Annotated in this window: 16 protein-coding genes, 6 pseudogenes and 1 other annotated feature; of the genes and pseudogenes, 7 read left to right on the top strand and 15 right to left on the bottom strand. The window is 48.4% G+C overall.

The genetic code is table 11. The annotated features are described in order from the left end of the window. Window positions 1–99: 99 nt before the first annotated feature. Window positions 100–939, bottom strand: coding sequence for a homoserine O-acetyltransferase/O-succinyltransferase family protein (locus tag JCM2765_RS03465; protein ID WP_054733780.1), 840 nt, complete (start codon window positions 937–939; stop codon window positions 100–102). Window positions 940–997: 58 nt separating this feature from the next. Then, window positions 998–1,223, bottom strand: a binding site (T-box leader). A 554-nt stretch (window positions 1,224–1,777) separates the two neighbouring features. On the opposite strand from JCM2765_RS03465, the gene trpX reads away from it, so the two are divergent. From trpX to JCM2765_RS03445, 3 genes and pseudogenes are all read left to right on the top strand, one after another. Continuing rightward, on the top strand, window positions 1,778–2,773 hold the full coding sequence (trpX, locus tag JCM2765_RS03455) for a tryptophan ABC transporter substrate-binding protein (RefSeq protein ID WP_054733775.1): 996 nt from the start codon (window positions 1,778–1,780) through the stop codon (window positions 2,771–2,773). A 2-nt stretch (window positions 2,774–2,775) separates the two neighbouring features. Further along, window positions 2,776–3,674, top strand: a pseudogene (locus JCM2765_RS03450) (ABC transporter permease). Beyond that, window positions 3,667–4,440: an ABC transporter ATP-binding protein gene (locus tag JCM2765_RS03445; protein WP_054733771.1), complete on the top strand. Its 774-nt coding sequence runs from the start codon at window positions 3,667–3,669 to the stop codon at window positions 4,438–4,440. Before JCM2765_RS03450 ends, JCM2765_RS03445 begins: the two are co-directional and overlap by 8 nt. Window positions 4,441–5,329: 889 nt before the next feature. Here JCM2765_RS03445 and JCM2765_RS03440 read toward each other — a convergent pair. From JCM2765_RS03440 to JCM2765_RS03415, 6 genes and pseudogenes are all read right to left on the bottom strand, one after another. Then, the gene (locus JCM2765_RS03440) at window positions 5,330–6,196 is read right to left on the bottom strand and encodes an NAD(P)-dependent oxidoreductase (protein ID WP_054733768.1); all 867 of its coding nucleotides are present in this window, start codon (window positions 6,194–6,196) and stop codon (window positions 5,330–5,332) included. Between the two features lie 18 nt (window positions 6,197–6,214). Beyond that, the gene (gene trxA / locus JCM2765_RS03435) at window positions 6,215–6,535 is read right to left on the bottom strand and encodes a thioredoxin (protein ID WP_054733765.1); all 321 of its coding nucleotides are present in this window, start codon (window positions 6,533–6,535) and stop codon (window positions 6,215–6,217) included. Further along, a pseudogene (locus JCM2765_RS03430) lies at window positions 6,510–7,282 on the bottom strand (TerC family protein). The gene trxA and the pseudogene JCM2765_RS03430 overlap by 26 nt, the downstream one beginning before the upstream one ends. 454 nt (window positions 7,283–7,736) lie before the next feature. After that, a complete protein-coding gene (locus JCM2765_RS03425) occupies window positions 7,737–8,360 on the bottom strand; it encodes a glycoside hydrolase family 73 protein (RefSeq protein ID WP_054733762.1) in 624 nt (207 codons plus the stop codon). Between the two features lie 140 nt (window positions 8,361–8,500). After that, window positions 8,501–9,478 carry a linear amide C-N hydrolase gene (locus JCM2765_RS03420; RefSeq protein WP_054733760.1) on the bottom strand — a complete coding sequence of 326 codons (978 nt, stop codon included), beginning with the start codon at window positions 9,476–9,478 and terminating at the stop codon, window positions 8,501–8,503. Between the two features lie 2 nt (window positions 9,479–9,480). Then, window positions 9,481–9,723 carry a hypothetical protein gene (locus JCM2765_RS03415; protein WP_054733757.1) on the bottom strand — a complete coding sequence of 81 codons (243 nt, stop codon included), beginning with the start codon at window positions 9,721–9,723 and terminating at the stop codon, window positions 9,481–9,483. Between the two features lie 237 nt (window positions 9,724–9,960). Between JCM2765_RS03415 and JCM2765_RS03410 the strand changes: the two genes are divergently transcribed. Then, the gene (locus JCM2765_RS03410; RefSeq protein WP_054733754.1) at window positions 9,961–11,127 is read left to right on the top strand and encodes an MMPL family transporter; all 1,167 of its coding nucleotides are present in this window, start codon (window positions 9,961–9,963) and stop codon (window positions 11,125–11,127) included. Between the two features lie 20 nt (window positions 11,128–11,147). After that, a complete protein-coding gene (locus JCM2765_RS03405; RefSeq protein WP_156301657.1) occupies window positions 11,148–12,704 on the top strand; it encodes an MMPL family transporter in 1,557 nt (518 codons plus the stop codon). Between the two features lie 411 nt (window positions 12,705–13,115). On the opposite strand, the gene JCM2765_RS03400 is transcribed toward JCM2765_RS03405, so the two are convergent. Together JCM2765_RS03400 and JCM2765_RS03395 are read right to left on the bottom strand one after the other, a co-directional pair. After that, window positions 13,116–13,562, bottom strand: a complete 447-nt coding sequence (locus JCM2765_RS03400) for a MerR family transcriptional regulator (RefSeq protein ID WP_054733747.1) — start codon at window positions 13,560–13,562, stop codon at window positions 13,116–13,118. Window positions 13,563–13,674: 112 nt separating this feature from the next. Continuing rightward, window positions 13,675–14,097 (bottom strand): GNAT family N-acetyltransferase, encoded by a 423-nt coding sequence (locus JCM2765_RS03395; RefSeq protein ID WP_054733744.1) that lies wholly within the window; start codon window positions 14,095–14,097, stop codon window positions 13,675–13,677. Between the two features lie 314 nt (window positions 14,098–14,411). Between JCM2765_RS03395 and JCM2765_RS03390 the strand changes: the two genes are divergently transcribed. Continuing rightward, complete coding sequence (locus tag JCM2765_RS03390; RefSeq protein ID WP_173585538.1) at window positions 14,412–15,335, top strand: VOC family protein; 924 nt, start codon at window positions 14,412–14,414, stop codon at window positions 15,333–15,335. A 364-nt stretch (window positions 15,336–15,699) separates the two neighbouring features. Here JCM2765_RS03390 and JCM2765_RS03385 read toward each other — a convergent pair. From JCM2765_RS03385 to JCM2765_RS03370, 4 genes and pseudogenes are all read right to left on the bottom strand, one after another. Next, window positions 15,700–17,837, bottom strand: a pseudogene (locus tag JCM2765_RS03385) (LTA synthase family protein). 623 nt (window positions 17,838–18,460) lie between these two features. Then, window positions 18,461–19,117, bottom strand: a complete 657-nt coding sequence (locus tag JCM2765_RS03380; protein ID WP_054733741.1) for a histidine phosphatase family protein — start codon at window positions 19,115–19,117, stop codon at window positions 18,461–18,463. Between the two features lie 90 nt (window positions 19,118–19,207). Beyond that, window positions 19,208–20,196, bottom strand: a pseudogene (locus JCM2765_RS03375) (NAD(P)/FAD-dependent oxidoreductase). Between the two features lie 18 nt (window positions 20,197–20,214). Continuing rightward, the gene (locus JCM2765_RS03370; protein ID WP_054733736.1) at window positions 20,215–21,234 is read right to left on the bottom strand and encodes a PrsW family intramembrane metalloprotease; all 1,020 of its coding nucleotides are present in this window, start codon (window positions 21,232–21,234) and stop codon (window positions 20,215–20,217) included. Between the two features lie 156 nt (window positions 21,235–21,390). Between JCM2765_RS03370 and JCM2765_RS03365 the strand changes: the two are divergent. Continuing rightward, window positions 21,391–22,349 (top strand): annotated as a pseudogene (locus tag JCM2765_RS03365) (nucleoside hydrolase). Window positions 22,350–22,399: 50 nt separating this feature from the next. Here the strand turns inward: JCM2765_RS03365 and JCM2765_RS03360 are convergent. After that, window positions 22,400–23,196: pseudogene (locus tag JCM2765_RS03360) on the bottom strand (Cof-type HAD-IIB family hydrolase). 55 nt (window positions 23,197–23,251) lie between these two features. Then, entirely contained in the window at window positions 23,252–24,061 is an 810-nt protein-coding gene (locus JCM2765_RS03355; RefSeq protein ID WP_054733733.1) for a Cof-type HAD-IIB family hydrolase, read from the bottom strand. Window positions 24,062–24,073 lie beyond the last annotated feature (12 nt).

The following is a 24,073-nucleotide window of genomic DNA, read 5'->3' as shown; positions in this document are numbered from 1 at the left end:
CACACTTCACAAACTCACATCAACGATGCTTACGCTGGACACAAACGACAATAAAAAAGAGACCATCCGTAAAAGACAGTCTCACAATGCATCATTCAATTAAGCTTCTAAAGCAACCCGCTTCAACTCAGCAACCCAGTTATTGTAAAGTTGAACGCTATCCTGCTGCCAAGTGTTGGCTGGAATGGCAGCAGAGAAGTAGTTCTTAGGCAGTTGAATTGGTAGGCCTTTCAGCCGGTCGCGGTGAAATTCGTTAAACAAGGTGTTAGTTTCGTATTCAGGGTGCCCACTCACGTAAGTACTTGCGGTTTTGGCGGCATCTAGGACGATTGGGCCAGCTTCTGGATCACTGGCAAGGACGGTGACGTCTGGGTCATCGATTTCACCAAGGGTGGCGTGCCGCGATTGTGGCATTGAGAGTTGCTTGAAACCCTTAGTGAGTGGTGAGTCCGTCAAGATTTGGCAACGGTACACGCCGAAAAGTTTGGCTGACGTTGGGTGTTTCTTGATGCCGAAGTCGTAGTACAAGCCAGCTTGGGCAGCCCAGCATTCCAAAATTGAACGACGCACGTGAGTTTCACGCCAGTCCAGGAGCTGTTCGAATTCGGACCAGTAGTCCACGCTTTCGAACGTCATTTCCTCGACTGGCGCCCCAGTGACAACCATGCCGTCAAAGGTTTGATCTTCAATGTCCGCTAAGGTCACGTAATCACGGTTTAAATCGGCCTCTGAGGTGTGCTTGCTGTGGTGGGTCGCCATCCGCGCAAAGGTCAATTCAACATCAACAGCGAGTTTTGAAAATAAACCGGCAAATTGACGTTCTGTTTCTAATTTATTTGGCATTAAGTTAACAACCAAAACCTTAACTGTTTGACCATTGTGACTGGTCGCCAACGACTGCTGTTGCTTCAAAAAGCCATTTTTCAAAATCACTGTCATCTGCATGTCCTCCTTATGCGTTTGTATGTCGACAAAAATCCCTAGTTGTTCTTCAACAACTAGGGACGCTTTACCGTGGTACCACCCATCTTCGTTTTAGCGTCATCGCTAAAACCTCTACGTACAATTATACGTTGCAAGGTATCGGTTGCCACCGTGGTACTAGCCGTTACGACCGTACCATTCTCTGAGATCATCTTCCCCGCGGTCAACCGCTTTTTCTCACCAACCAAAAGCTCTCTTGATGGTTCAACCTTGGGTACTCTTCTCGTCATCGACTCATAATGTTTTAATTGTATGTTAATCTATCACATTTTAACTTAACGGTCAAGCGAGTTGCCAAGACGCCTTTAGCCAATAGCATCGTTCGTGATAGATTATTTCTATCACCTTTCTATCATGATAAATACACGCAATCCCCCGTGCCCGTAGTCAACTTTAACCATTTCATTCGAGTGTTTAATTCGGCCATTCGCTGGCTTGCTGGTTAATAATTTAGATGATACCCGGTCATATTTAACCGCACTTATTTAACGCTTCAACAAAATCGGTTGCGAGAATGGGACTTCTTGCGTATAATTGAGCTATTCACAACGGAGGAAATTCGCATGACTAAGTCAACCACTCAATTGAATACTTGGCAAAGCCGGTAATCAAACTGCTACTTCGGATGCGGTTTGAGCTCATGTTCAATACGTGTCCATGCCGGTGACTTTGTAATGCGAGTGACGCAGCATGACTAACCATGCTCGTCGCTCCGACCAAAGGCGACTTCTGCATGGAAGTCGCCTTTTTCGTTGGTTAAATTTTATTTATTATAGTAAGGAGTCGAATGATTATGAAGCGACTATACGCACTTATTGCCGTCATTCTAGTCTTTCTTGGATTTGCGTTTGTTCAAGAAGGCGGCGACAACAAAACGGCTCGGGTCGGTAAACCCACCGTTGGTATTTTACAATTAATGTCTCACCCCGCGCTGGATGCAATTCATCACGGAATCTTGCACGGCCTGAAGGAAAAGGGCTACACGCCAGGCAAGGACGTTAAGATTGATTTTCAAAACGCTCAAAATGATCAGAGTAACTTAATGACCATGAGTAACCGGTTCGTGAATGAAAATGCGGACGCGGTCATCGGGATCGCCACCCCATCAGCACAAGCCTTAGCTAACGCGACTTCCAAGATTCCGATCGTGCTTGGGGCCGTTACTGATCCTAAGGGCGCCGGGTTGGTTAAAAACAACAAGCGTCCCGGCCACAACATCACTGGGGTTTCCGACCAAGCACCTTTAAAGGAGCAACTTGGCTTGATCAAAAAGGTGATGCCAAACATGAAAACGCTGGGGATCTTCTACACCTCTAGCGATGATTCCGCCGTTGCGCAATACAAGCAGTTCAAGTCGCTTTGCGCACAAGAAAACATCACGTTAAAGGCCTATTCAATTTCAAACACCAACGACGTAGACCAAGTGTCGCAACAAATGGTCTCAGGGGTTGACGCCGTCTACGTACCAACTGATAACACGGTAGCTTCAGCCATGCAGACCTTGGTTAAAAATGCCAACGCTGCTAAGGTGCCCGTTTTCCCAGCCGTTGATACGATGGTAAAGAGCGGTGGTTTGGCCACTTACAGTATCAATCAATACAAACTTGGTGTGATCACCGGTGAAATGACCGCTGATATCTTAGATGGTAAGAAACCAGCTACCACCCCAATTCACTACATCAAACACGGGGACCTGATCCTCAACCAACAAGAAGCTAAAAAACTGGGCATTACCTTCCCTGCCTCACTCGTGAAGGAAGCCCAACAGAAGGGAGAAATCATTAAATGAGTATTGGATTAGGCGTTTCCGCTATCGGGCAAGGCTTGTTATGGGCAACCCTTGGTCTGGGCCTGTTTTTAACCTTTAGAATTTTAGATTTCCCCGATATGACCGTTGAAGGGACTTTCCCAATGGGCGCCGCAACCTGTGTGGCTGCCATTAATCATGGCATCAACCGTTTTGGGCCACCATCATGGCCATTGGTGTTGGGATGCTGTGTGGCCTTGCCACCGGTTTACTGTACACCAAGGGGAAAATTCCGATTTTGTTAGCCGGAATCTTAGTCATGACCGCCGCCTACTCGATCAACTTACGAATCATGGGTCGGTCAAACTTAACCTTGCTGGATAAGCCAACCTTGTTGAAGGGCGCATTCCTCCAGTCATTACCAATGTATTTTGACAGTGTTGTCCTCGGGATGATCGTCATTGCGCTACTGACGTTAGTGTTGATCTATTTCCTGCAAACCGACCTTGGTCAAGCGTTCATCGCCACCGGTGATAACGAAAAGATGGCCCGGTCACTCGGGATCAAAACCGATAACATGAAGATCATGGGCCTGATGGTCTCTAACGGGGTCATCGGCCTCGGTGGTGCCTTAGTTGCCCAAAACGACGGTTATGCCGACGTTAACATGGGGATTGGGGTCATCGTTATCGCCTTGGCATCGATCATCATTGGCGAAGTCGCATTTGGCGAACTAACCATGAACCAACGGTTGGTTGCTGTGACCTTAGGCTCGATCCTCTACCGGTTCGTGTTACTGGTCGTCTTGCGTCTCGGCTTCAACACCAACGACTTGAAGCTCTTCTCGTCAGTGGTCTTGGCCCTATGCATGATGGTGCCAGTCTTCCGCAACGTCTTCAACCTCAAACACGTCATCAAACGGGGGGTATCAATCGATGAGTAAGCCAATTCTAGAACTCAAACACGTTGTCACTAAGGTGAACCGTAACACCCCTGAAGAAATCACGTTACTGAAGGATTTAAACTTAACCATCAACGAAGGTGACTTCATCACGGTGTTAGGGTCAAACGGGGCTGGTAAATCCACCCTGTTCAACACCATCGCCGGTAACCTCCCCGCCGATTCAGGTGATATCTTACTGCGTGGCAAATCCATCGTTCACGAATCCGAAGAAAAGCGCACACGCTTCTTAAGCCGGGTCTTCCAAGATCCTAAGTTGGGGACGGCCCCACGGATGACCGTTGCCGAAAACTTGTTGCTAGCAACTAAACGTGGCGAAAAACGCCACTTGATGCCTCGTCACCTCAAGCAATCCATGGCGGAATTCGAGGAACTTACGGCGGGGATGGGCAACGGTTTGAACGAACGGTTAAACACCCCTACCGGCAACCTTTCCGGTGGTCAACGCCAAGCCTTAAGCTTTCTGATGGCAACGTTGCGCCGGCCTGATATCCTCTTACTGGACGAACACACCGCCGCCTTGGATCCCAAGACGTCACAACAACTGATGACGACCACTAACGAACGTATCATCGACCAAAAGTTAACCTGCTTGATGATCACCCACCATTTGGATGATGCCATCACTTATGGTAACCGGTTGATCGTAATCGGCGATGGCCGGATCACTTACGACGTTGCTGGTGAAGAGAAGCAGCGTTTGACTAAGGAACAGCTTTACGGGTTCTTTTCAGATTTGAAGGAATAGATTTGACTAAATAACCTAAAATGGCCACGATCATGTTAATTTGATCGTGGTTTTTTTGCTGTCGTTTGTGTCCAGCGTAAGCATTCTTCTGTTCAGTTTCTGAAGTTTGATTTGCGTGAACTGTCGATTCCGGTCAGCGACTAGGTTAGCTGCGCTGGCCGGCCTGAGCCAAAGAGCGGTCTCAGTCCTCGAAGTAAGCCTCGCCCAAACCCGTGCGAGTCTTAACTTCGTCCCCGATAATTGGCGGTTGTTGAAAGTTCGTCAACAACCACCAATTATCGCGACACAGCATCCACCTAGCCGCTGACCGGAATCTGACATTGGCGCAGATCGGTACTATCGTAGAACATCTCAAGACGCGTTGAACGGCAACGTTAGCTTATCAAATCAGCATAAACGTGACGGTCAACCGATGAAGCTCAGCATCACGCAATCGTTGATTCATCGCGGTTACTGAACATTGACCACAATCGTTTCTGCAGTTATTGAGTTACCAGCTAACGTTTTCGTCACGCAGTTTCGTCAACTTAAGAATGTGACATTCAGCAGTTTTATTACTGACAGCGCACCATGTAGCGGGAGGCGGAGGCGCGCGAGGCTCAGCAGTGTCGGTATGACTTGGGCAGTCGTGCCTCGTGGGGTTCGGGGTGCGAGTGCCTTAGTCATACGCGGGTCCGGAGAGATCCGGCACGGAAGTGGTTTTCTTCCGTTCCTAGCTCGTAGGCCCGCCACTGCGTTCCAGCCTCGCATAGCGCCGGAGCCTCCCGCGGCATCCTTCCACTATAGAAACCCAGAATCATTTCACAAACTAAAGATGCTTACGCTGGACACAAACGACAGTAAAAAAGCACCATCACAACTATCAGTCAGTCGTAACGATGCCATTAAATCATTTCTGTTCGTAAAGTTTAATCAAGCCCTGCGTACCATCGTCGCCCAAACCTTTATCATCCACCATTGTCTGATAAAGTTGCTTTGCCAACTTAGTCGCGGGTAGATCAAGATCCATCCGCTCAGCTTCATCCAATGCGATCCGGAGATCTTTCAGGAAGTGCTTAGCGAAGAAGCCTGGCGTATAGTCGCCCTTTAGAATGCGTGGCACGTAGTTATCCATGCTCCAGTTATCAGCGCCACCGCTACTTAACGTGGTCAACACGTCAGTCAATGGTAAATCAGCTGCCTTCGCATAAACCAACATTTCAGTCAAGCCGGTCATAGTCCCAGCAATCATAATCTGGTTCGCCATCTTCGTATGCTGACCCTTCCCCGGCCCGCCGAAGAGGTGGATCTGTTTTCCCATGAGTTCAAACAATGGCTTTATCCGGTCAAAACTGGCTTGGTCACCACCGACCATAACGGTCAACGTGGCGTTCTTTGCGCCAATATCACCGCCAGAAACTGGGGCGTCCAGCGCAGTCGCGCCAAGTTGCTTAGCGACAACGGCAATCTTTTCCGCTAACGATGGCGTACTCGTGGTCATATCTACCACAATTTTGCCAGCCGTTATTTCCCGGAAAATACCCTTGTCACCGAAATAAATTTCCTCCACATCAGCAGGATACCCCACCATGGAGAACGTGATTTCAGCAAATTTAGCCACTTCTGCCGGCGTTGCCAACCAAGTTGCACCGTTAGCAACCAGCTGATCCGTCTTCGCCTTAGTCCGGTTATACACCGCAACCTCGTGACCAGCGTCTAATAAATGCTGAGCAATTGCGGCACCCATGACACCCGTTCCAATAAACCCAATTTTCATTTTGAACAGCCTCCTGACTTATTCAGCAGCAAGTTTGCGATCAAGGTACGCCGCTAACTTTTCCTTTGGATACAAGCCAGTTACCTTTTCAACGGCCTTGCCATCCCGGAATAACACTAAGCTGGGAATACTCATGACCTTGTAGTTCATTGCGAGGTCTTGGTTATCTTCAACGTTGAGTTTGCCAAATTTGATCCGGTCGCCGTAGTCGTCTTCCAACTGTTCAAGGACCGGATCCATCATTTTACAAGGCGCACACCAAGAAGCCCAAAAATCAACCAATACTAGCCCGTCCTGGGTCTCGGTCGCTAAATTATCCTTTGTGATCGTCGTTGCCATTCGTTATCGCCTTACCCTTTCGTGCTTTTTTAGTGTAGTGGATCACCAGCGTGACGATAATGGCGCCCAATACGATGAGGCCAAAAATCGCCGCCGGAATTTCAATATCGATCATCGGAATACTCAAAAATAGTTTGATGGCAATCAACGCAATTAACGCGTAGGCCATCGGTTCCAGTTCTGGAATGACGCGCATGAGTTTCATGATCATCTCCGCGATTCCCCGCATTGCGAGGATCCCAATCATCCCACCAATCAGAACGATTACGGGGTTCGCTGAAACCGCTAATGACGCCAATACCGAGTCGATTGAGAAGATGATATCCATCAACTCAATCTGGATCACCACCGACCAAAAGATTGGAATGACCCGTTTCTTCTCAGTGACCAGTTTCCGAGTGTGCTTAACTCGGGTTTTGAGAAATACTGAAAGGTTAAAAACAGCAGGTACAGTGCACCAAGCACCTTGATTTCCCAAAAATGAATCAAGTAAGTCCCAATCCCAATAATTAAAAAGCGGAAAATATAAGCGCCCCAAATCCCGTAAAACAGGGACTTTTCGCGCAATTCTTTGGTGGGCAACGCTTGCGTCTGCGCCGCTAACACCACCGCATTATCTACTGAGAGTAAACACTCGATCAACACCAGCGAAAAAATAATCAGCCAATCACTGCCAGACGTGACGACTGTTGCCCAGTTATGACCATCAAAAAAGGGACCATAAAGTTTCCCGATTAAGTCGAACAATCTTCTACCATCTCTCCAATCTCTTGTGTCTCTAAGCTAGTTACATCATACAGATTTGGTGGAGAGATGACAAGTGATGCGTGCGTAGGAATGGGGAATTTTATGGGATGGAGTTCTGATGAGAGATGTGGGTGGTTAGCCTGCGAAAAGCTAAGAGTTGCGTATAGGGATCACCTATGTAAGACTGGCCAAAACCTGTGGTGCTTTTACTATTCTTGAATGCTTTTGGCGACGTTCATTGCTACTACCTATTTTCGGCGCCACTTGGGCTTTAGGTAGCGCTAACCGATAACATTTTGAAGCCTGTTGACGTAACCGCCTTGATTAGCCTGCGCCGAAACGAGCGAAACAAAACTGAGACTTGCACATAAGGCCTCCTCGCCAAAAATCCCCAAACCCGGGATTTATGCGAGGAGGCCTTATGCTCCAGTCTCAAAGCGTTTTGTTTCGCTCTCTATTCCTCATCAAACCTAGCCAAATTATACCCACTAATCACATTAATCAACTTATCAGCATAATTCGGATCCGTCGCATAACCGTTTGTCTGGAGGTACTTCGCCGCCGTTCGGTAGTTTGTCGTACCACTTGGCAAGAATTGTTGGCTCACTACGGCATCGTGGTCCAAGATGGCCGCTGCCAGACTTGGGTACACCCGGAAGTAGGCGTTGATCGTGACCTCCTTACCGTTGACGTACTCCTTGGTTGGAAACAGCTTGGTGTTGCCATTATAGCTGCCCTTCATGCCAAACGGATTATCCGCCTGTTGGAACAGTTGCGACTGGCCCCAGTTGGATTCAATGATGGCCTGGGCCACTACGATACTTGGTAGGACTTGGTGATTTTTCTTGTACACCTGAACTGCCGGTTTTGCCATTTTATAGATAAATTTACGTTGTCGTTTTTGTTCGGGACTTAGCGTTTCAGTCTGGGTGGTCGGCTGGGTTGACTGATGGTCAAATACTCGGTTCATCAAGTATTTGCCACCGAATCCGCCACCAATCACTAATAGCACCAACACAAAAATAAGCGTTGCCGTCCCCTGTTGATTCGACTTTTTTCGTCGCCGTTTTTTGGCCACTTTGGTTAACTCCTCATCATTCGGTTTTCTAGATTAGGTGCCTTTAATTGCACCATCAGACACTTCACCTCATAGTTTACCGAATTTGAGGATAATAGGCAAAATATGGCGTGACAACTTAGCAAATTCTTACGGACACCCTAAGCTAACGTTTCCGTATGCAACTGATCGCCAGTCCCGTAAAAATGCGGTTCCGTCCAGTCTAACATCTCATCCGTCAACTGCAACTTCAACAAGCCCAGCCGGTTATACGGCTCGTAGTAGTACGTCCGCGTTTCCAAGCTCACTGCTGACCGATAAACGGTGTAGGTGTGTTGATAATCAGTGCTCTTGGGTACGCTGACACTGTTCAATAAATGCCAGACGCTCACGACTGCTTCATCCTCGTTGGCGGGTTGGTCAACGCGTTCCTTGTAGTAGGCCGCCCGGATAAATCGAGACCCTGGGGTATATGAGCCCAACGGCACCTTCTTACCCGAAAAACTCCCGGTACTGACCCGGGGTGTATTTAACGGCACCTGCCCCGCTTTAAAGGCTTCGGTCAGCGTCATGTAGTTGTCGAGTTGCCGAATTTGACGTTTAAAATCAAACGCATTTGTCAAAATACCGAGTGGGTTTTCAATCATTTTTAAGGGTTGGTGCGACGTTTCGATGGCCACAATGCGCCCAGTTGGATCCGTGGCAACGAAATGCAATTCTGGATAGCCGTACTGGTGCACGGCGTTTTCACCACTCATCATCTGTAGTTCTGGCAGGTGCGCTTCAATCTCGGCAACTGATTTAAAGTTGCCTAACAGATAGAATGGCAATTCAAACGGGGCTAACGAAGTGCGGTTCGGGTCGGCAATCTGGTCAAACAAAGCGCCATTCGTAAAGGTCAGTTTCTGCACACTTAACCCATACTCGTTCACACCATCCGAAATATCAATTTCATCGTCGTGCGCCCCGCCACTACCGATCATGGCATAGCGGTTATGGTATTGGTGATCGTCAAAAACGGACCGCCAAACGTGGTTTCTTGGCACAAACACCGGTGCCGCACCCAAAGCGTGCCAATCCATGGTCCGCCCAAGCACATGACTGCCATCTAACGCAATTTGGTAAATACTGGTACACATAGCTAAGACTCCTTTGATTGCAAGGCTTTCAATGTCTGTTCAAATTGAGCATCAATTCGTCGCTGAACCTTATCTGGAATTCCCGCGGCGTTTGGATGTTGACGTAGTTCAGGTTCTGCCACTTTCAGGTACGTAAACATCACTTCGCTGACATCTAGGTGATACTGCGTTGCTAACTTCAGCGCGGTCGCAAACCGTTGGTCGGTATTTAACGCCGCATAGGGACTTTGGTACGATGATGACATAGTCAAACATCCTTTCTTAGTCATAACTCGTTCGGTCACTTTCGACCGACTGCAATCATTAACTATACCCAACTTTGGGGCATATTGACACTAATGTGATTCGCCACCGGCATACCCGGCCCAAATTTAATCGAAAAAAGCGTGAAATCACCCGCTATGATTGAAAAAGCTATGTTAAAATAGAGGAATATATCTGTGCGCCAAATTTTGGTGACGTTTTAAGGGAGATTTTATGCAATGAGAGAGCGGATACGCAGTTTACACGAAAACCGAATCTTTTCATTGTTGGTTTGGCTAATTGCGATTTTTGTCGCAATTGTGATGATGCCAAATACAACGAGTTTGATTCAAGAATACGGCCAGCCTCAGCTGTCGAATACTAGTCAGCCAATGGTGTCTCGAGCGATTCAAAACAACTGGGGACGCAACATTTCCGGTACATACAACGTGACGGCTGTCTTCAACAACCCCAGCGGTAAACTGACCACCGCTCAACAGTTAAGTATCGATAAAACTGTTCAACGGTTAACTGATAAGGAGAAGTTGTACGGGATTAAGTCGATTCAGACGTTAGAAACGAACCCAACGGCCAAGAGCCAGTTCTATTCTAAAGATCAATCGACCGAAATCGTGCAACTGGCATTAGATCGCAACCAAGGTGATCTACGGGTCTTAACCCAACAACTCCAGAATCAGGTTAAGACGAACGGGCTTAACACCTACGTCACGAGTCCAGAAATTATCAATGATGCCTCAAACGAAAAGATCAGTCAGGCAACGAATATCGCCACCATCGTTGGCTTTATTTTAAGCTTGCTGATTATCGGAATCATCTTTAAGTCCCTGATTGCCCCACTGATCTCCACCCTGTCGATGTTGATGATGTACGCCGTTTCCATGGGCTTAGTCAACAACCTCGTCACCCGAGCAAACTTCCCGTACTCCGAGTACATGCCATTATTAATGCTGATGCTGACCTTGATTCTTGGTACGCTTGGTCACTTCTACTTATTTAGAGCCTTCAAGCAACACCTTGAAGCTGGCGATTCACCTCGGGAAGCAACAACCGCAAGTATCCGCGATAACCGGTACTTCCTCGGGATGATTTGTCTCATCCTCACCCTGATTTTTGCGGGGTTCTGGTTATTCAAGTTCTCAACGTTGCGGGCCATGTCCGGTCTTGCCGTTGTCACGATCATTACCACCCTTGGCAGCTTGACCATCGCACCGATCTTCCTTTCACTGCTTGGCGAACGCTTCTTCTGGCCAGCAGTTGATAACAGTGCATCTGAACACCAACTTTGGAACCGCCTTGGCCGTTTCGGTCTCTGGCAACCATTCGTTGCGATCATCGCTGTGCTGTACATCGTTGGGCCATTCGCTTCGTATACCGCAACAACTTGAACTTCTCGGCAGCCAAAACGGTGCCAGCGAATAACCAAGCCGTTACCGGGATGCGCGTGCTTAACGCCCACTTTGGTGAAGGCACCGCAACCCCCGTCACCATTTACGTTCAAAGTACTGATCGGGTCGATAACGAACGTGCCCTACTGCAACTGGATAACTTAACCACTAAGTTACAATCCATGTCAGGCGTTGCCAGCGTCACCTCATTGACGCAGCCTAACGGGCAACCAATCAACGAGTACTACGTGAACAATCAACTCAACAACATGAACATGAGTTTAAAGGGTGCTACGGATCAACTCAGCACCATCCAAACTGAATTAAAGAGTAACCGCAGTGACTTAAGTGCCGTTAAATTAGCCGAAGAAGCTGATAAGATCGATACGTTAGTCAGCCGGGCTGACCAGTTATCCTCTGATACCAGCACGGTTCAGTCACAGGTTTCGCAAATTGCAGGTCGAGCTAGCGTTTCACAACAATCCACGGCTTCCGCTAAAGTCCGTCGTTACCAACGGCTGTTAAGCCTGATCAACACGCAACTGCAGACCGTTGCCTCAAACATGCGGGCCTTGGGTAACCAAGTCAGCACGTCACAGTCCGAAACGTCCAGCGTTCAAAGCAACGTTTCCGGCTACGCAACCCAATTATCCGCAATCGAAACTAGCTTGAAGAAGTCCAGCACGAGTCTGGGTGGCTTGATCAAATCCTACACGGACATCTACAGTTATTTGACCGCCCTACAAGCTTCCGATGCAGCGAAGGTTTACTACATCACGCCAGAACAACTGACCAGCATGCAGTTCCAACAATCACTGTTATCAAACACCAGCCAAAACTACAAGACCACCAAGTTAACGGTTTACCTCACCGATTCAGCGGCTGCTAAGAACCCTTCCGCAACCCTTGAACATTTGCAACAAGAGGTGAACACCCAACTTCAAGGCACTTCATTAGCTGGCGCAACCATCGCTTACACGGGTCAACCCGTTGTTCAAGATACAATTCGTCAGTCCATCAAGGATAATGCGATTGGCTTAACCGCCCTCATCGTTGGCGTTTTGTTGTTCATGGTTGCTTTGATCAGCCGTTCCGTTCTCCAACCACTCTACTGGTTGATGGCTTACGGCCTGTCATTTGGCGCTAGTTTCCAATTAGCGCAACTCACCAACCACTTCATGACTGGTGACGCCGACTTTAACTGGCAAGTCCCACTGGTTGCGTTCGTGCCCGTCATTGTTTTAGGCACCTACCAATTAGTCGAACTTGGGCTAAGCTACCGGTTCAACGATGAACCAATGCTTGACTGGTTATTACCAGGCATCACTGCCCTTGGGCAAACCGTTCGTCACTACCTGTTTGCGATCTTAGTTCTCTGCTTGGTTCTCTTCACCACCGGATTTAACCCACTGACCCAAGCGGGCTTAATCGTTGGCTTCACCGCCATCATCTTCAACTTGATCCTCCCAATCATCGTCACCGCAGTTGGCAAGCTCACCATTACCTTACCAGCTAAGAAACCACGTCAATCACATCATTTACTGAAGCGGCGTTCGAAGAAGGATCCTGAAGCATAGTTAATCATGGCTTAACACCAAAACGACAGCTAACTTTTACGTTGCTGTCGTTTTTTGTTGTCGTTTGTGTCCAGCGTAAGTGTCGGGTACGATTTGGGTGTTGGCTGTTTGTCATCGCTTCGCTCGCCAAAGCCGCACGAAAATCGGCGCTCTCAGGCTGCAAAATTCGGCGTCACTTAAACTGTCATTTCTAGGGTTCCTGAAGTTGTAGAAACTTGTCAACCACGCGCTTTCTGGCCACCACGCCGAATGGTGCTGCGCGAGGCAGAAGGTTGCATGTAAGCATGACCCAGCCAACCTACCCAAACCCGGTAGCTTCGCTGGGTCATGCTTACACGCCACCTTCTAACCGCCTCGCTCCGCACACTACAACAAAAAAGCCCAACTGATAACAGCTAGGCTCAATCAATATCATTGTTCAGGATGCGCAGGTTCAACTTCATAACGAATATGACCGTCTTCGTTCAAGCCATATAACGTCTGCGTGTGCGCATCATCGAAGTACCCGAGGTTCATCTTGACGGTGTCGCCATCGACTTCGATGCCTTGGAACGCCCGCGTGAAGAACTCCCGAGTAATGCTCATTTTTTTAACCATGTCGTGCATCTTTTCAACGGCACTTGGTAATCGATACCCTTCGTCTAGTAACCGACTGATGATCAGGACCTGAATCAAGGTATGAAAGTTATACAACCGGGCTTTATGCTCATCTTCACGGTCCATCGCGGAAATGTAGCCGCGTTGTTCCCAGTAACGTAATTGACGGGATGAAATGCCCGTCATTCGACTCAGTTCACCGATTCGAAAAACTAACAGGTCTAAATCAACAAAGTTCGGTAATTTTTTTCTATTTTCCATGTGGGTGCTCCACCTCTCAGGGATTGCTACTTTCATTATTTCACATTCATAGGGCCAGTAGCAAATGATTCCGCTGAAAAACCCCAAAACTCACCGGATTCTTACATTTGGGTCACTTTTTCCGTTGCATCGCAACGTGGGTGATGCCCACTTCTTGGAATGGCGCGCCGATAACTTCAAAGCCGAGTTGTTTGTAGAGACCGGTAGCAGTTTCCTGCGCATTTAAACTGAGTAAACTGCCGGGTTCGGCGTCCGCAATAAGTTGCTTGAGTAACTGTGCAGCGTACCCGTTATGCCGTTCTGAGGCTAGGGTCGCCACTCGCTGAATATGCCACTCGTCGGTTGCATTTAACCGCGCCGTGACAACTGGTTGGTCATCTAGGTAGCCAACGTAGTGGGTCGTTTGATCATCTAAAGTGTCAAATTCTAAGTCGGCGTCGATCCCCTGTTCCTTGACGAACACCGCTTGTCTGATTTTGGCGGCATCGGGATAGACTGAGTTGTTGGTGCCGGTTGCTTTTTTAATGGTTAGCATGATTAACTTCCTTTGTTTTTAGCGTGTAGGACTAATTTAACACGGTTTGGGGAGGTTGGCTAGCGGTTGTTGGAATTGATTATTGTTTGGGTGATCGTGGTGTTGCTTGGTGGTTGATATGGCGTTGTTTCATTGCTGTCCTCGAGACTAAACGTGTTCTGGAAAACTGAAAGCTGCACGTAAGGGCAACCGGACAAAAAGTCGCAAAACCCACGACTTTCTGTCCGGTTGCCCTTACGCTCCGCTTTCAAATCGTTTTCCGACACACTCTTTCCCAATTCTGCTATACTTAACTCAAATTACGAAAGTAGGCGATGGTCGTGCAAACACACCATATTTCACTTCTGACGAAAGATGCCGCAAAGAATATTCACTTCTATACTGAAGTGCTGGGGATGCGGTTGGTTAAGAACACCGTTAATCAGGAAAACATTCATATTCGGCACCTGTTCTACGGCGATAATCTGGGGACGCCTGGTTCTGTGATTACCTTCTTCGTGCTCCCACTGCTGGGACGCCGAACCGATGGCAACCACTTTATCAACGGGTTCCGACTAGGGATTCCAACGGGTAGTGCTGATTTTTGGCAGGAACGGTTGACCGCAAATGGCATTACCGTCACGCCATCTGGGACAACCCTGCAGTTCGATGATCCGGAACAGATTCCAATCACCATGGTGGAAACGCCTACGCAATTGACCGAGTGGCAAATCGTACCGAATAACGGTATTGATGCCAAATACCAAATTACGAAATTCCTAGGTACAGAACTTCACGTCCCAGACGTTGCAGCTTCCCAAGCCTTCTTTGAACAGTTACTGAATTTAACCGTTACTGATAACGTGGTTGAGTTAGAGGACCAAGCCCAAATTAAACTGGTCCAAACACCGGACTTTAACGAAGTCACCCGCTTTGGCCGTGGCAGTATCGACCACGTTGCCCTTCGCGTTGACGATGAGGCTGAATTGCTTCGCTTATATGATTTAGCTGAAAACCAAGGTTGGCAGATTGAAATGTACCGGGACCGTGGTTGGTTCAAGAGCCTCTACCTGCGTGATCCTGGTGATAACCGGATCGAGTTAGCGACCCCAACTCCTGGATTTAGTTTGGACGAACCGATTTTGACGATGGGCAATGACCTTGGGTTGACGCCTAAGTTTGAATCTCATCGGCAGGAGATTTTGGATTACTATGCGAAGCAGGGCGTTGATTTTCATGATGGGCGTTCGGTGGAGTAGTTGGGTTGAATGATATTTAAAAGCGATGGGCACTGCTAACGAATTAGCGGTGTTCATCGCTTTTTTGTTACTTGTGCTGGCTGTTTGCCGGCGCTTCGCTGGACAAAGCCGCGTTTTTTGGCGGGTGGTGATGGCGACGTGCATTGCGATTACGTTGATTTCGGCTCTGGTTGGACTTTGTCTTTCCGCACGTCATCAGCATTCTGAGGTTTGTCATCCGAAGTGCTTTCTGGCCACCACGCCGAAACGCGAAAAAAGAAGCAGGGCGTTGCATATAAGGGCGTCCCAACGTAACTGGCCAAAACCCGGCCAGTTACGTTGGGACGCCCTTATATTTCACTCCCTAAACGCTTCTTTTTTCGCTCTATTTTGTCGAATCCGCATCCGGATTAGTAATCTTAATCCGGTTAGAATCCGTTGACTTATGATTCAACTCTGGCGCATCCGTCTTGAAGAGTGACTGGGTCGTGCCGCCGTGCTTGCTGTACAAGCTAGTCGACTTCTTGCCCAGTTTCTTTTCAATGTTAACTTCCTTCAACAGACCATCGGCATAGTTGTACTTTCTCGCATCAACCGACTTAAAGCCCTTTGGTGTGTAGAACCGCAGCAGATTCTTTTGGTTTAATGAATCTGATAGGTGCAGTTCTTCACTCACTCGATCCTGAATCTTATCCATCTTCGCCTTCAGTTTCTTATCCGGCTGGATTTCTTGCCCCGTATGGTTGTCGTACAAGGTACCCGACAGGCACGTGTACTTCTTCGTGATCCAATCTTGGTTTCGGAATGCCACTACTGGCTGGTGTTCTCTTGAGAACAGGTCCGTCCCGAACTGAATGTACTGCTTGGTACTGATGCCTAACAGGTGCAACAACGTTGGCAGCACGTCAATTTCGCCACCGTATTCGTGACTGATGCGACCACCCTTCGTGCCTGGCATGTTAAACATTAACGGTACCCGTTGCAGTTGGGTATTATCAAAGTCCGTCCAGTCATCTGGATCCTTACCCAGTTCCTTAGCGAGGTATTTGTTTTCAGAGTTAGAAATGCCGTAGTGGTCACCGTACAACATGACCAGCGTGTTCTTCGCTAGGCCGGTCTTATAGAGGTAACTGTAAAATTCCTTCAACGATTGATCTAGGTAGTGAGCCGTGACGAAGTAGTTGTCCACGGTCTTATTACCGGTATCCGGCGCCTTAAAGTTCGGATCCATATCTTCCTTGTCCAAGGAGAACGGGAAGTGGTTCGTCACAGTGAGGTATTTGACGTAAAATGGCTGCTGGAGCCGTTCTAGGTACTTCACCGAATCATTGAACAGGAGCTTATCCTTCAGGCCAAATCCGAGCGATTTATCGCCTGAGGTGTCGTAGTAGCTGGCATCAAAGAAGTACTGGTAGCCCATATTCTTGTAGGTGTTGTTCCGGTTCCAGAAACTAGCCACGTTTCCGTGGAAAACGGCTGAGGTGTAGCCCGCGCGCTGGTTCAGGATTGCTGGCGCAGCTTGGAAGGTGTTATCGCTCCCCAGTTGCGAGAATAACGACCCCTGTGGCAAGCCATAGGTACTAGTTTCCAACATGTTTTCAGCATCACTGGTCTTCCCCTGCCCGACTTCGTTGAAGAAGTTATCAAAGGCGTAGGTGGACTGACTGTGATACAGCTTATTCAAGAACGGCGTGACTTCCTTACCATTGACCTTTTTGTCGATCAGGAACTGTTGGAAACTCTCCAAGTGGATCACGATGACGTTTTTGCCCTTCGCCTTACCGTAGAACTGCTTATTGGGTTTAGCGTAGTTTTTCTTCATGAACTTAAAGACGCCACTTAATTGCGACTTCTTAGCGGTTGCCCGAACGTCGTTGGTGTGTTGGGTTTTAACGGCATCGTACACCGTGAAGGTATCGATCCCCAGGTATTTGACAATATACGACCGGTCAAAGGTTTTCGTTAACAACTGTGGCCGGTTCATTTCACTGACAGCCATCGTGAGGCCGAGGACTAAAAAGCCGACTGACGTGGTGGCAAAGGCCGCCCGCCAGTTGAGTGGTCGCTGATCCGTCTTGATTCGACGAGTGAGTAGCAAGACCACCACGGCCACAATGTCGATCCAGAAGAGCACGTCATGAAACGATGTCAGGGCAATCGAGCTCCCACTCAGCCCCTGATTGACCTTCGAGTACCCCAGCATCGTCGCCACCGTCATAAAATCAGTGAATTCCCGGTAATAGATAACGTTGAGGTACAGTAGCACAGTGTTCAAAATGTCGATGACAATAACCAGTAAATAAAACAGCCGCGCTGGTTTAACATACAGCGCGAGACTGTAAAGAATGATGCAGTCGCAATCGGGTTAAGCACAAACAGAATAAACTGTAAGGGATCGTTTAACACGATGTGAAAATCAACAAAGTAGGCAACTAGGGTCTTCAGCCAAAAACAAATGACTAATAATGTCGTAAACCCCAGCCGCGTGTTGGTTTTCTGCCAGATACGTTTCAGCAAATCCAAGATGATGGCTCCTTTAATTAACGACGTGTATAGCTGATAATCAGTGTAGCAGATTTTGGGGGATTTTGCAGGGTGGGGTGGGGTTTTTATGGGAAATTTAAGTAGCTGGTGGTACAAGGTGGTTAGGGACCGGGGCAGAGAGTTGTATACGACGAGGCGACAAGCAAACTAGAAATCCAGCCGTCACCGACTGCTTCTGACGACGTGCATTGCTACTACGTATTTTTCGGCTCCGATGAAACTTTTGTCTTTCCGCACGTCACCGGCAGTTTGAAGTTTGTCGTCTCAACCTTTTTCTGGCCACCACGCCGAAACGCGCCAACCAAAGCAGAGAGTTGCATACAACGAGACCCCAATAAAACTGGCCAAAGCCCGGCTACTAACTGCTTCTGGCGACGTGCTTTGCGATTACATTGTTTTCGGCTCCGATTTAACTTTTGCTTTTCCGCACGTCATCAGCATTCTGAAGCTTGCCCTCTCAATCGCTTTCTGGCCACCACGCCGAAACGCGTGAAAAAATCAGAGAGTTATGTATAAGGGCCTCCCAACAGTACCGTTCAAAACCCGAACGGTACTGTTGGGAGGCCCTTATACGCCACTCTCTAAACGATTTTTTTCACGCTCTACTGATTATAACTCTCCACCAAAATATCACTATCAGTCAAAGTCAACCGAGTCAAACTCCCATTAGCTGGCCGCACGCTCAAATCGTACTTGCCACCCGCATAACGTTCCATCAAACTCAGTAAGGTGTTGCCGTGACTGATCAATAAGACGTTGTCGCCGTCCTTCAAGTCAGGGTTTTGACGAATGATATCGAAGCCCTTGTCGACTCGTTGCCAATACTCGTCGTTATTTTCGGCTTGGTGGAATGGATCGGCATCCTTCAAGTAGTCTTTGGCTTTAGCAATTGAGTATTTCGCCACAATGTCCTTAAAGGTTGGCAGGCCGTGTGGGGCGCCCGCTAAGTACCATGCTTGCGCCATATCGTTGCCTTCAAAGTAGCCGTAGAACTCTTCTCTGAAGTTCATCGCCGTCGTTGGTTCTTTGACGTCTGATGCCGTGTTCTTCGACAAGATGATTTTCGCCGTATCCATTGCCCGAGTCGTATCACTACAGTAAGCTGCATCAAAATGCACATCTGCCAACCGCTCGCCGGTCGCCTCAGCCCCATCGATTCCCTTTTGGGTCAACGGTGAATTACTCCACCCCTGCAATTTGTTGTAGATGTTAAAGTACGTTTGACCGTGACGGACCACGTATAAGTTAAGCTTAGTCATAACCCTGACACCTCATTTCGATTTGTTAAGTCAAGTATAGCATTTTGTCCGAACGGGCGTTAGTTGATTCTGAAACCGATTTCAGTCAAGCTATTTAACCGGACGAATTGATGAACTGTGGGCTGGTCCCCGCCGCGTTGGGTACAGCTCTTGCATAATGGCATTCACCGCAATCGGCGCTTCACCAAAGGCCGTGGCAATCAACGCTTGCTTGCCAGGATACGTGACCCCATCACCAATGGCGTAAATACCGGGTTCACTCGTCTGCATCGTGGTATCAACCTTAAACAAGTGCCGTTCCGTCTCCAAATCAATGCCCCAAGCATCCACCGTCTTGTGGTCGGACGTAAAGCCGTAGCTCACCACGATATCATCCACACCGTGGTAATCGTCTCATCCGTACGCATCTTCTTCAACGTGACTGCCAACCCATCAGCAACCGGTTCAGCCGCCTTAATCATGTACGGCGTCGTGACCTCAATATCAGAAGCTTTCACTTGCGCCACAGTGTGTTCCAGTGCCCGGAACTCATCACGCCGGTGCACCAACTGAACGCTCTTCGCAACCGGTGCCAACATCAACGCTTGATCCAAGGCAGAATCGCCACCACCTGCAATCAAAACGCGCTTGTCTCGGAACCGTTCAACGTTGGTCACTGCGTAAAAGAGGTGCTTTCCCTGTAACTCAGCCGCGTTATCGATCACCAATGGCCGCGGTGAAAACGAGCCGTTCCCAACAGCAATCACAATGGCCTTACTCTCACTCGTTCCAGCCGGCGTTGTCACCGTAAAACCATCCGCTGTCCGTTGAATATCAGTCACGGTTTGGTCCAATTTCTGAGTGATTGGAAATTGGGCTAACTGCTTGACCTGTTGCTTAATCAAGTCCTGCGCTTGAATATCTGGAATACCGGCAATATCCAAAATGTGCTTTTCTGGATACAACGCCTGCACCTGACCGCCCAACTGCGGTAAACTCTCAATCAACTGCGCATTTGCTTCGCGCATGCCAGCGTAAAAACCCGCAAAAATCCCCGCGGGGCCGCCACCAATAATCGTTAAATCATAACTTTCTGTCACTGTGTCATCCCTCTACTTTCAATTAATAATGCGTTGTCCTTGTAGCGTTCGAACCTCTCGAAGCCCAGCGTTGATCAGCACAAAGATGGCCACCCATCCGGCAATGATCAACAACCATTTTTGTAAATCAAAGACATTCAAAAACGGTATCGGCACCTGCCAATCCCAGCCAGCGTGCAGTAACATCGCCAGCACGTAAAACCGCAGAAACTTCGGTCGGGCCATCGTTTTACCTTGAACCGGCTGGCGGTTTTCCTTAGCCAAAATAATTGCCGCGCCAACGATGGCCGACCAGATGGTGTGGGTGCCAATCGCCTGCCAACTACGCACAAACAGGGTCACTAACCCAAATTCACCGGTGTAGCCAGACGTTTCAAAGACCGCAAAGCCAGCCCCAACGCAGGCGCCAATCAACAACCCATTAAAGATATAGTTTACCCGAAACGAGTTAATGAAGTAACCGATAATCAGCAACTTTGCGGTTTCTTCAATGAAGCCAATCGCTAACGCTGATGGTAAATCGACACCGTTGCCCGACGGAATAATCTCGTACAACACCATCGTGGCAATCAGAGACGCGATACCGCCAATCAAAAAGACCTGTGTGGCCTGAAACACCGAGATATTTTGGTACACGTTAATTTCAAAAAACATAATGGCTAACGAAAACGGCACCGCTAATGACCCGATAAAAATCATTCCGGGAACAGCCTTATCACTGTGAAACACCAAAAACAATAGTGTTAATAACCCAAAGCTAGCACCCAATAGTGCCATAACCCGGGTAAACAGCCACGGTTTGACCGGAGCGGAGGACACCTGTTCCAAACTAGGCGTTGTTGTTTTCGTCCCAACGATAAACAGCGCATCCGCTTCATCTTTATTATGGCGCTTAAACACTTCCGAAAACATCCGAAACATGTGGATCTCAACGACGGTGTCTTCTCCCGTCCATTCGTTCAATTCCTTAGTCGCGTCATCGAAGAGATTATCGCGATGACGCTTCTTGCCTGGTTCTTTCAATTCAGTTTGACTCATGCCAGCTCCTCTCGCTTGCAACAATTCTCACGCAAAACTTAGTTGCAAAGTGTTGTGTTTAGTTTTCAGTTCACTTATCATTATAGTGTATCGTTTAGCGCTTTCAACTCATTAAATCGGGTGGCACCCCTTACTGCCGCCCATGGAGGTTTTTGAATGGCTACAAAGAAAATGATTTTAGACTTAGATACTGGGATTGACGACGCAATGGCGATTGCCTACGCTTTAGCTGCTCCGGACGTTGATCTGATTGGGATCATCGGTTCTTACGGGAACGTTTACGTTAAGGAAGGCGGCATCAACGCCCTTAAGATTTTGGAACTCTTAGGGACGACTGATGTGCCGTTTACTTGGGCGAAAGCCACTCACTTGTGAGCGATCACTTTGACCGGATGCCAATTAGCGCCCGGATCCACGGTGAAAACGGGATTGGCCAAGTTGACCTACCAGAACCTAAGCGGGCACTTGAAAACACGTCTGGCGTGGACTTCTTGATTGACGCTGTTCACCAGTACGGCAAGGATTTGACCTTAGTGCCAACCGGTCCTTTGACCAACTTAGCCAAGGCGCTTGAAAAGGCCCCTGAAATTGCGACCGAAATCGGCAACGTGACGCTGATGGGTGGCGCGTTGACCGTTGAAGGTAACGTGAACGCTTACGCCGAAGCCAACATCAACCAAGATGCTGAAGCGGCCAACGCCGTATTTACCAGCCCAATGAAGTTGACCATGGTTGGTTTGGACGTTACCCTGCGGACCCTATTGACCCGCAAGGAAACGTCACAGTGGCGTGAACTCAACACCGCTGCTGGAACGGCCTTCGCTGACCTCGTGGACTACTACATCGAGGCCTACGAAGAAACCAACCCACAAGTGCCTGGTTGTGCCTTGCACGATCCATTAGCCGTTGGGGTTGCTCTGGACCCAAGTTTCTTGACCACGTTAGGCCTTAACATGTTTGTTTCCACTGACCCAGCCACTTACGGCCGGACCATCGGTGACCAAGCCCGCTTGGATCAACCCGAAACGAACGTGAACGTTGGGATCAATGTTGACGCTGACCGTTACTTGGCAACGTTCATGAAGTACCTCACGAAGCTGTTCGCAGCTAACTAACCATTATAATTAAAAAGATTCAGGCCAGTTGGTCTGAATCTTTTTTGTGCTTACTTCGCAAAATACTTGTTCACAAACTGCGCCACACCGTCATTCTCATTGGTATCCGTGTGGTAATCAGTCAATTCCAAAATTGCTGGTTGCGAGTTCGCCATTGCCACGCCAACTTCGGCTGCTTTCAACATACCAGTATCGTTCTCAGCATCGCCAAACGCCATCAGGTTACTGTAATCGGCATCAAAGTGGTTCAGCAACGCCTTCAAGCCAACCGACTTATCAGTCGTTAAGCTCAAGAATTCCAGAATGTGGGGTTGAGACCGCACAATGTGTATTTGGCCTTCAACTCATCCGTCAAGGTTGCCTGTAATCGGTCAAGAATTGCTGGATCCGCAGCGGCTACCGTCTTGGCGTACAGTTGATCTGGTAGGTCATCAAAGCTCGTTGGTTCAAATTTAATGTCGCCACCAAGTTGGTAAATGGAGTCGTTTAAGTCAGTAATTGGGTAAACTTGTTCGAAGTTCAACACGTCCATTGGGAAGCCATTGGCCGCACAGAACTCGTGAAGTGGTACCAAGTCAGCTTTCGATAAGCCTTGCTGTGCCAAAACTTCTCGGCTAGTGTTGTTGATGACCAACGCACCGTTGAACGTAATCGTATAATCCGTTGCCTCAGTCAGTCCAAGTTGTTCAATGTAGTGCCAAATCGCATTGATTGGCCGGCCAGTACACAGAACGACTTTGATGCCCTGTTCGTGAATTGCCTTCAAGGCCTTTTCGTTGGTTAAGCTAATTTTTTTATCGTTGGTCAGGAGCGTGTTGTCGAGATCCAACGCAACTAATTTAATCATTTGTCCACCTCGTTCAAAATAGTCTCACCTTTATTGTACCGTACTTTGCTCAATTCTAAACGTTTAAATACTGGGCAATCACGTCCAGCACCCCATCATGATCATTATCCAACGGTGTCACATAATCCACGGCTTGCCGAACATTCTCCGGTGCATTCGCCATCGCATAACCGTATTTGGCCATCGCCAGCATCTCCAGGTCGTTGCCACTATCACCAAAGGCCAAGGTTTCATCACGGGTGATGCCCCATTTCGCCTGAAGTTTGGCTAATCCGTAGGCCTTGTTGACGTGTGGCAACACAACGTCAATGCCGCCTAACCCACTAGAGGTCGCCCGCAATTCCCCGGGAAATGTGGCATTGACGAGTTGCTCTTGGGCGCTCACATCAAACTGCGCCCAGGTGATATCAATTTTATAGATGCCATCCGTCACCTCACGCAAATCAGGTACGTGCTGCATGTCACCGTAGAAATAGTGTGATGCCTTGAATCGCTTGCTGTTAGGCAACATCTCGGTATAGGAAGCTTGTTGACCGGAAAGAATCACCCAGGCACTGGCGAACAAGGGCGTTGTAGGCAACCAGTTTAGAAACTGCTGCAACGTTGCCGCTGGAATCACGTCTTCGCTGATGGCTTCTCCAGCCAACACGATGTGCGCACCATCTTCGGCCAGATAGGTGATTTCACCGGTTAACCCGTCAAAATACGGTGGTAAGTGCGGATACTGATTCCCACTGGCCACCACAAACTTCACCTGCTGAGCTGCCATCTCGTTGAGTAGCTGTTGAAACCGTGGCCGATTGAACGCGCTGTCGCCATCTAAAAAGGTCCCGTCCATGTCGGTTGCAATCATTTTGATTGTCATTGCGTTGCCTCC

It is taken from the genome of Secundilactobacillus similis DSM 23365 = JCM 2765 (genome assembly GCF_001311075.1).
Classification (GTDB): domain Bacteria; phylum Bacillota; class Bacilli; order Lactobacillales; family Lactobacillaceae; genus Secundilactobacillus; species Secundilactobacillus similis.
The sequence above is the reverse complement of the archived record's forward strand: the minus strand, read 5'-3'. Positions and strand labels throughout refer to the sequence as shown.

Coding starts and splice junctions, on each gene's coding strand:
- JCM2765_RS03420 (WP_054733760.1), bottom strand. CDS start 9,478: ATGTGTACCAGTATTTACCAAATTGCGTTAGATGGCAGTCATGTGCTT.
- trpX (WP_054733775.1), top strand. CDS start 1,778: ATGAAGCGACTATACGCACTTATTGCCGTCATTCTAGTCTTTCTTGGA.
- JCM2765_RS03370 (WP_054733736.1), bottom strand. CDS start 21,234: ATGAGTCAAACTGAATTGAAAGAACCAGGCAAGAAGCGTCATCGCGAT.
- JCM2765_RS03465 (WP_054733780.1), bottom strand. CDS start 939: ATGACAGTGATTTTGAAAAATGGCTTTTTGAAGCAACAGCAGTCGTTG.
- JCM2765_RS03415 (WP_054733757.1), bottom strand. CDS start 9,723: ATGTCATCATCGTACCAAAGTCCCTATGCGGCGTTAAATACCGACCAA.
- JCM2765_RS03440 (WP_054733768.1), bottom strand. CDS start 6,196: ATGAAAATTGGGTTTATTGGAACGGGTGTCATGGGTGCCGCAATTGCT.
- JCM2765_RS03390 (WP_173585538.1), top strand. CDS start 14,412: ATGGTCGTGCAAACACACCATATTTCACTTCTGACGAAAGATGCCGCA.
- JCM2765_RS03395 (WP_054733744.1), bottom strand. CDS start 14,097: ATGCTAACCATTAAAAAAGCAACCGGCACCAACAACTCAGTCTATCCC.
- JCM2765_RS03355 (WP_054733733.1), bottom strand. CDS start 24,061: ATGACAATCAAAATGATTGCAACCGACATGGACGGGACCTTTTTAGAT.
- JCM2765_RS03380 (WP_054733741.1), bottom strand. CDS start 19,117: ATGACTAAGCTTAACTTATACGTGGTCCGTCACGGTCAAACGTACTTT.
- JCM2765_RS03410 (WP_054733754.1), top strand. CDS start 9,961: ATGAGAGAGCGGATACGCAGTTTACACGAAAACCGAATCTTTTCATTG.
- JCM2765_RS03445 (WP_054733771.1), top strand. CDS start 3,667: ATGAGTAAGCCAATTCTAGAACTCAAACACGTTGTCACTAAGGTGAAC.
- JCM2765_RS03400 (WP_054733747.1), bottom strand. CDS start 13,562: ATGGAAAATAGAAAAAAATTACCGAACTTTGTTGATTTAGACCTGTTA.
- trxA (WP_054733765.1), bottom strand. CDS start 6,535: ATGGCAACGACGATCACAAAGGATAATTTAGCGACCGAGACCCAGGAC.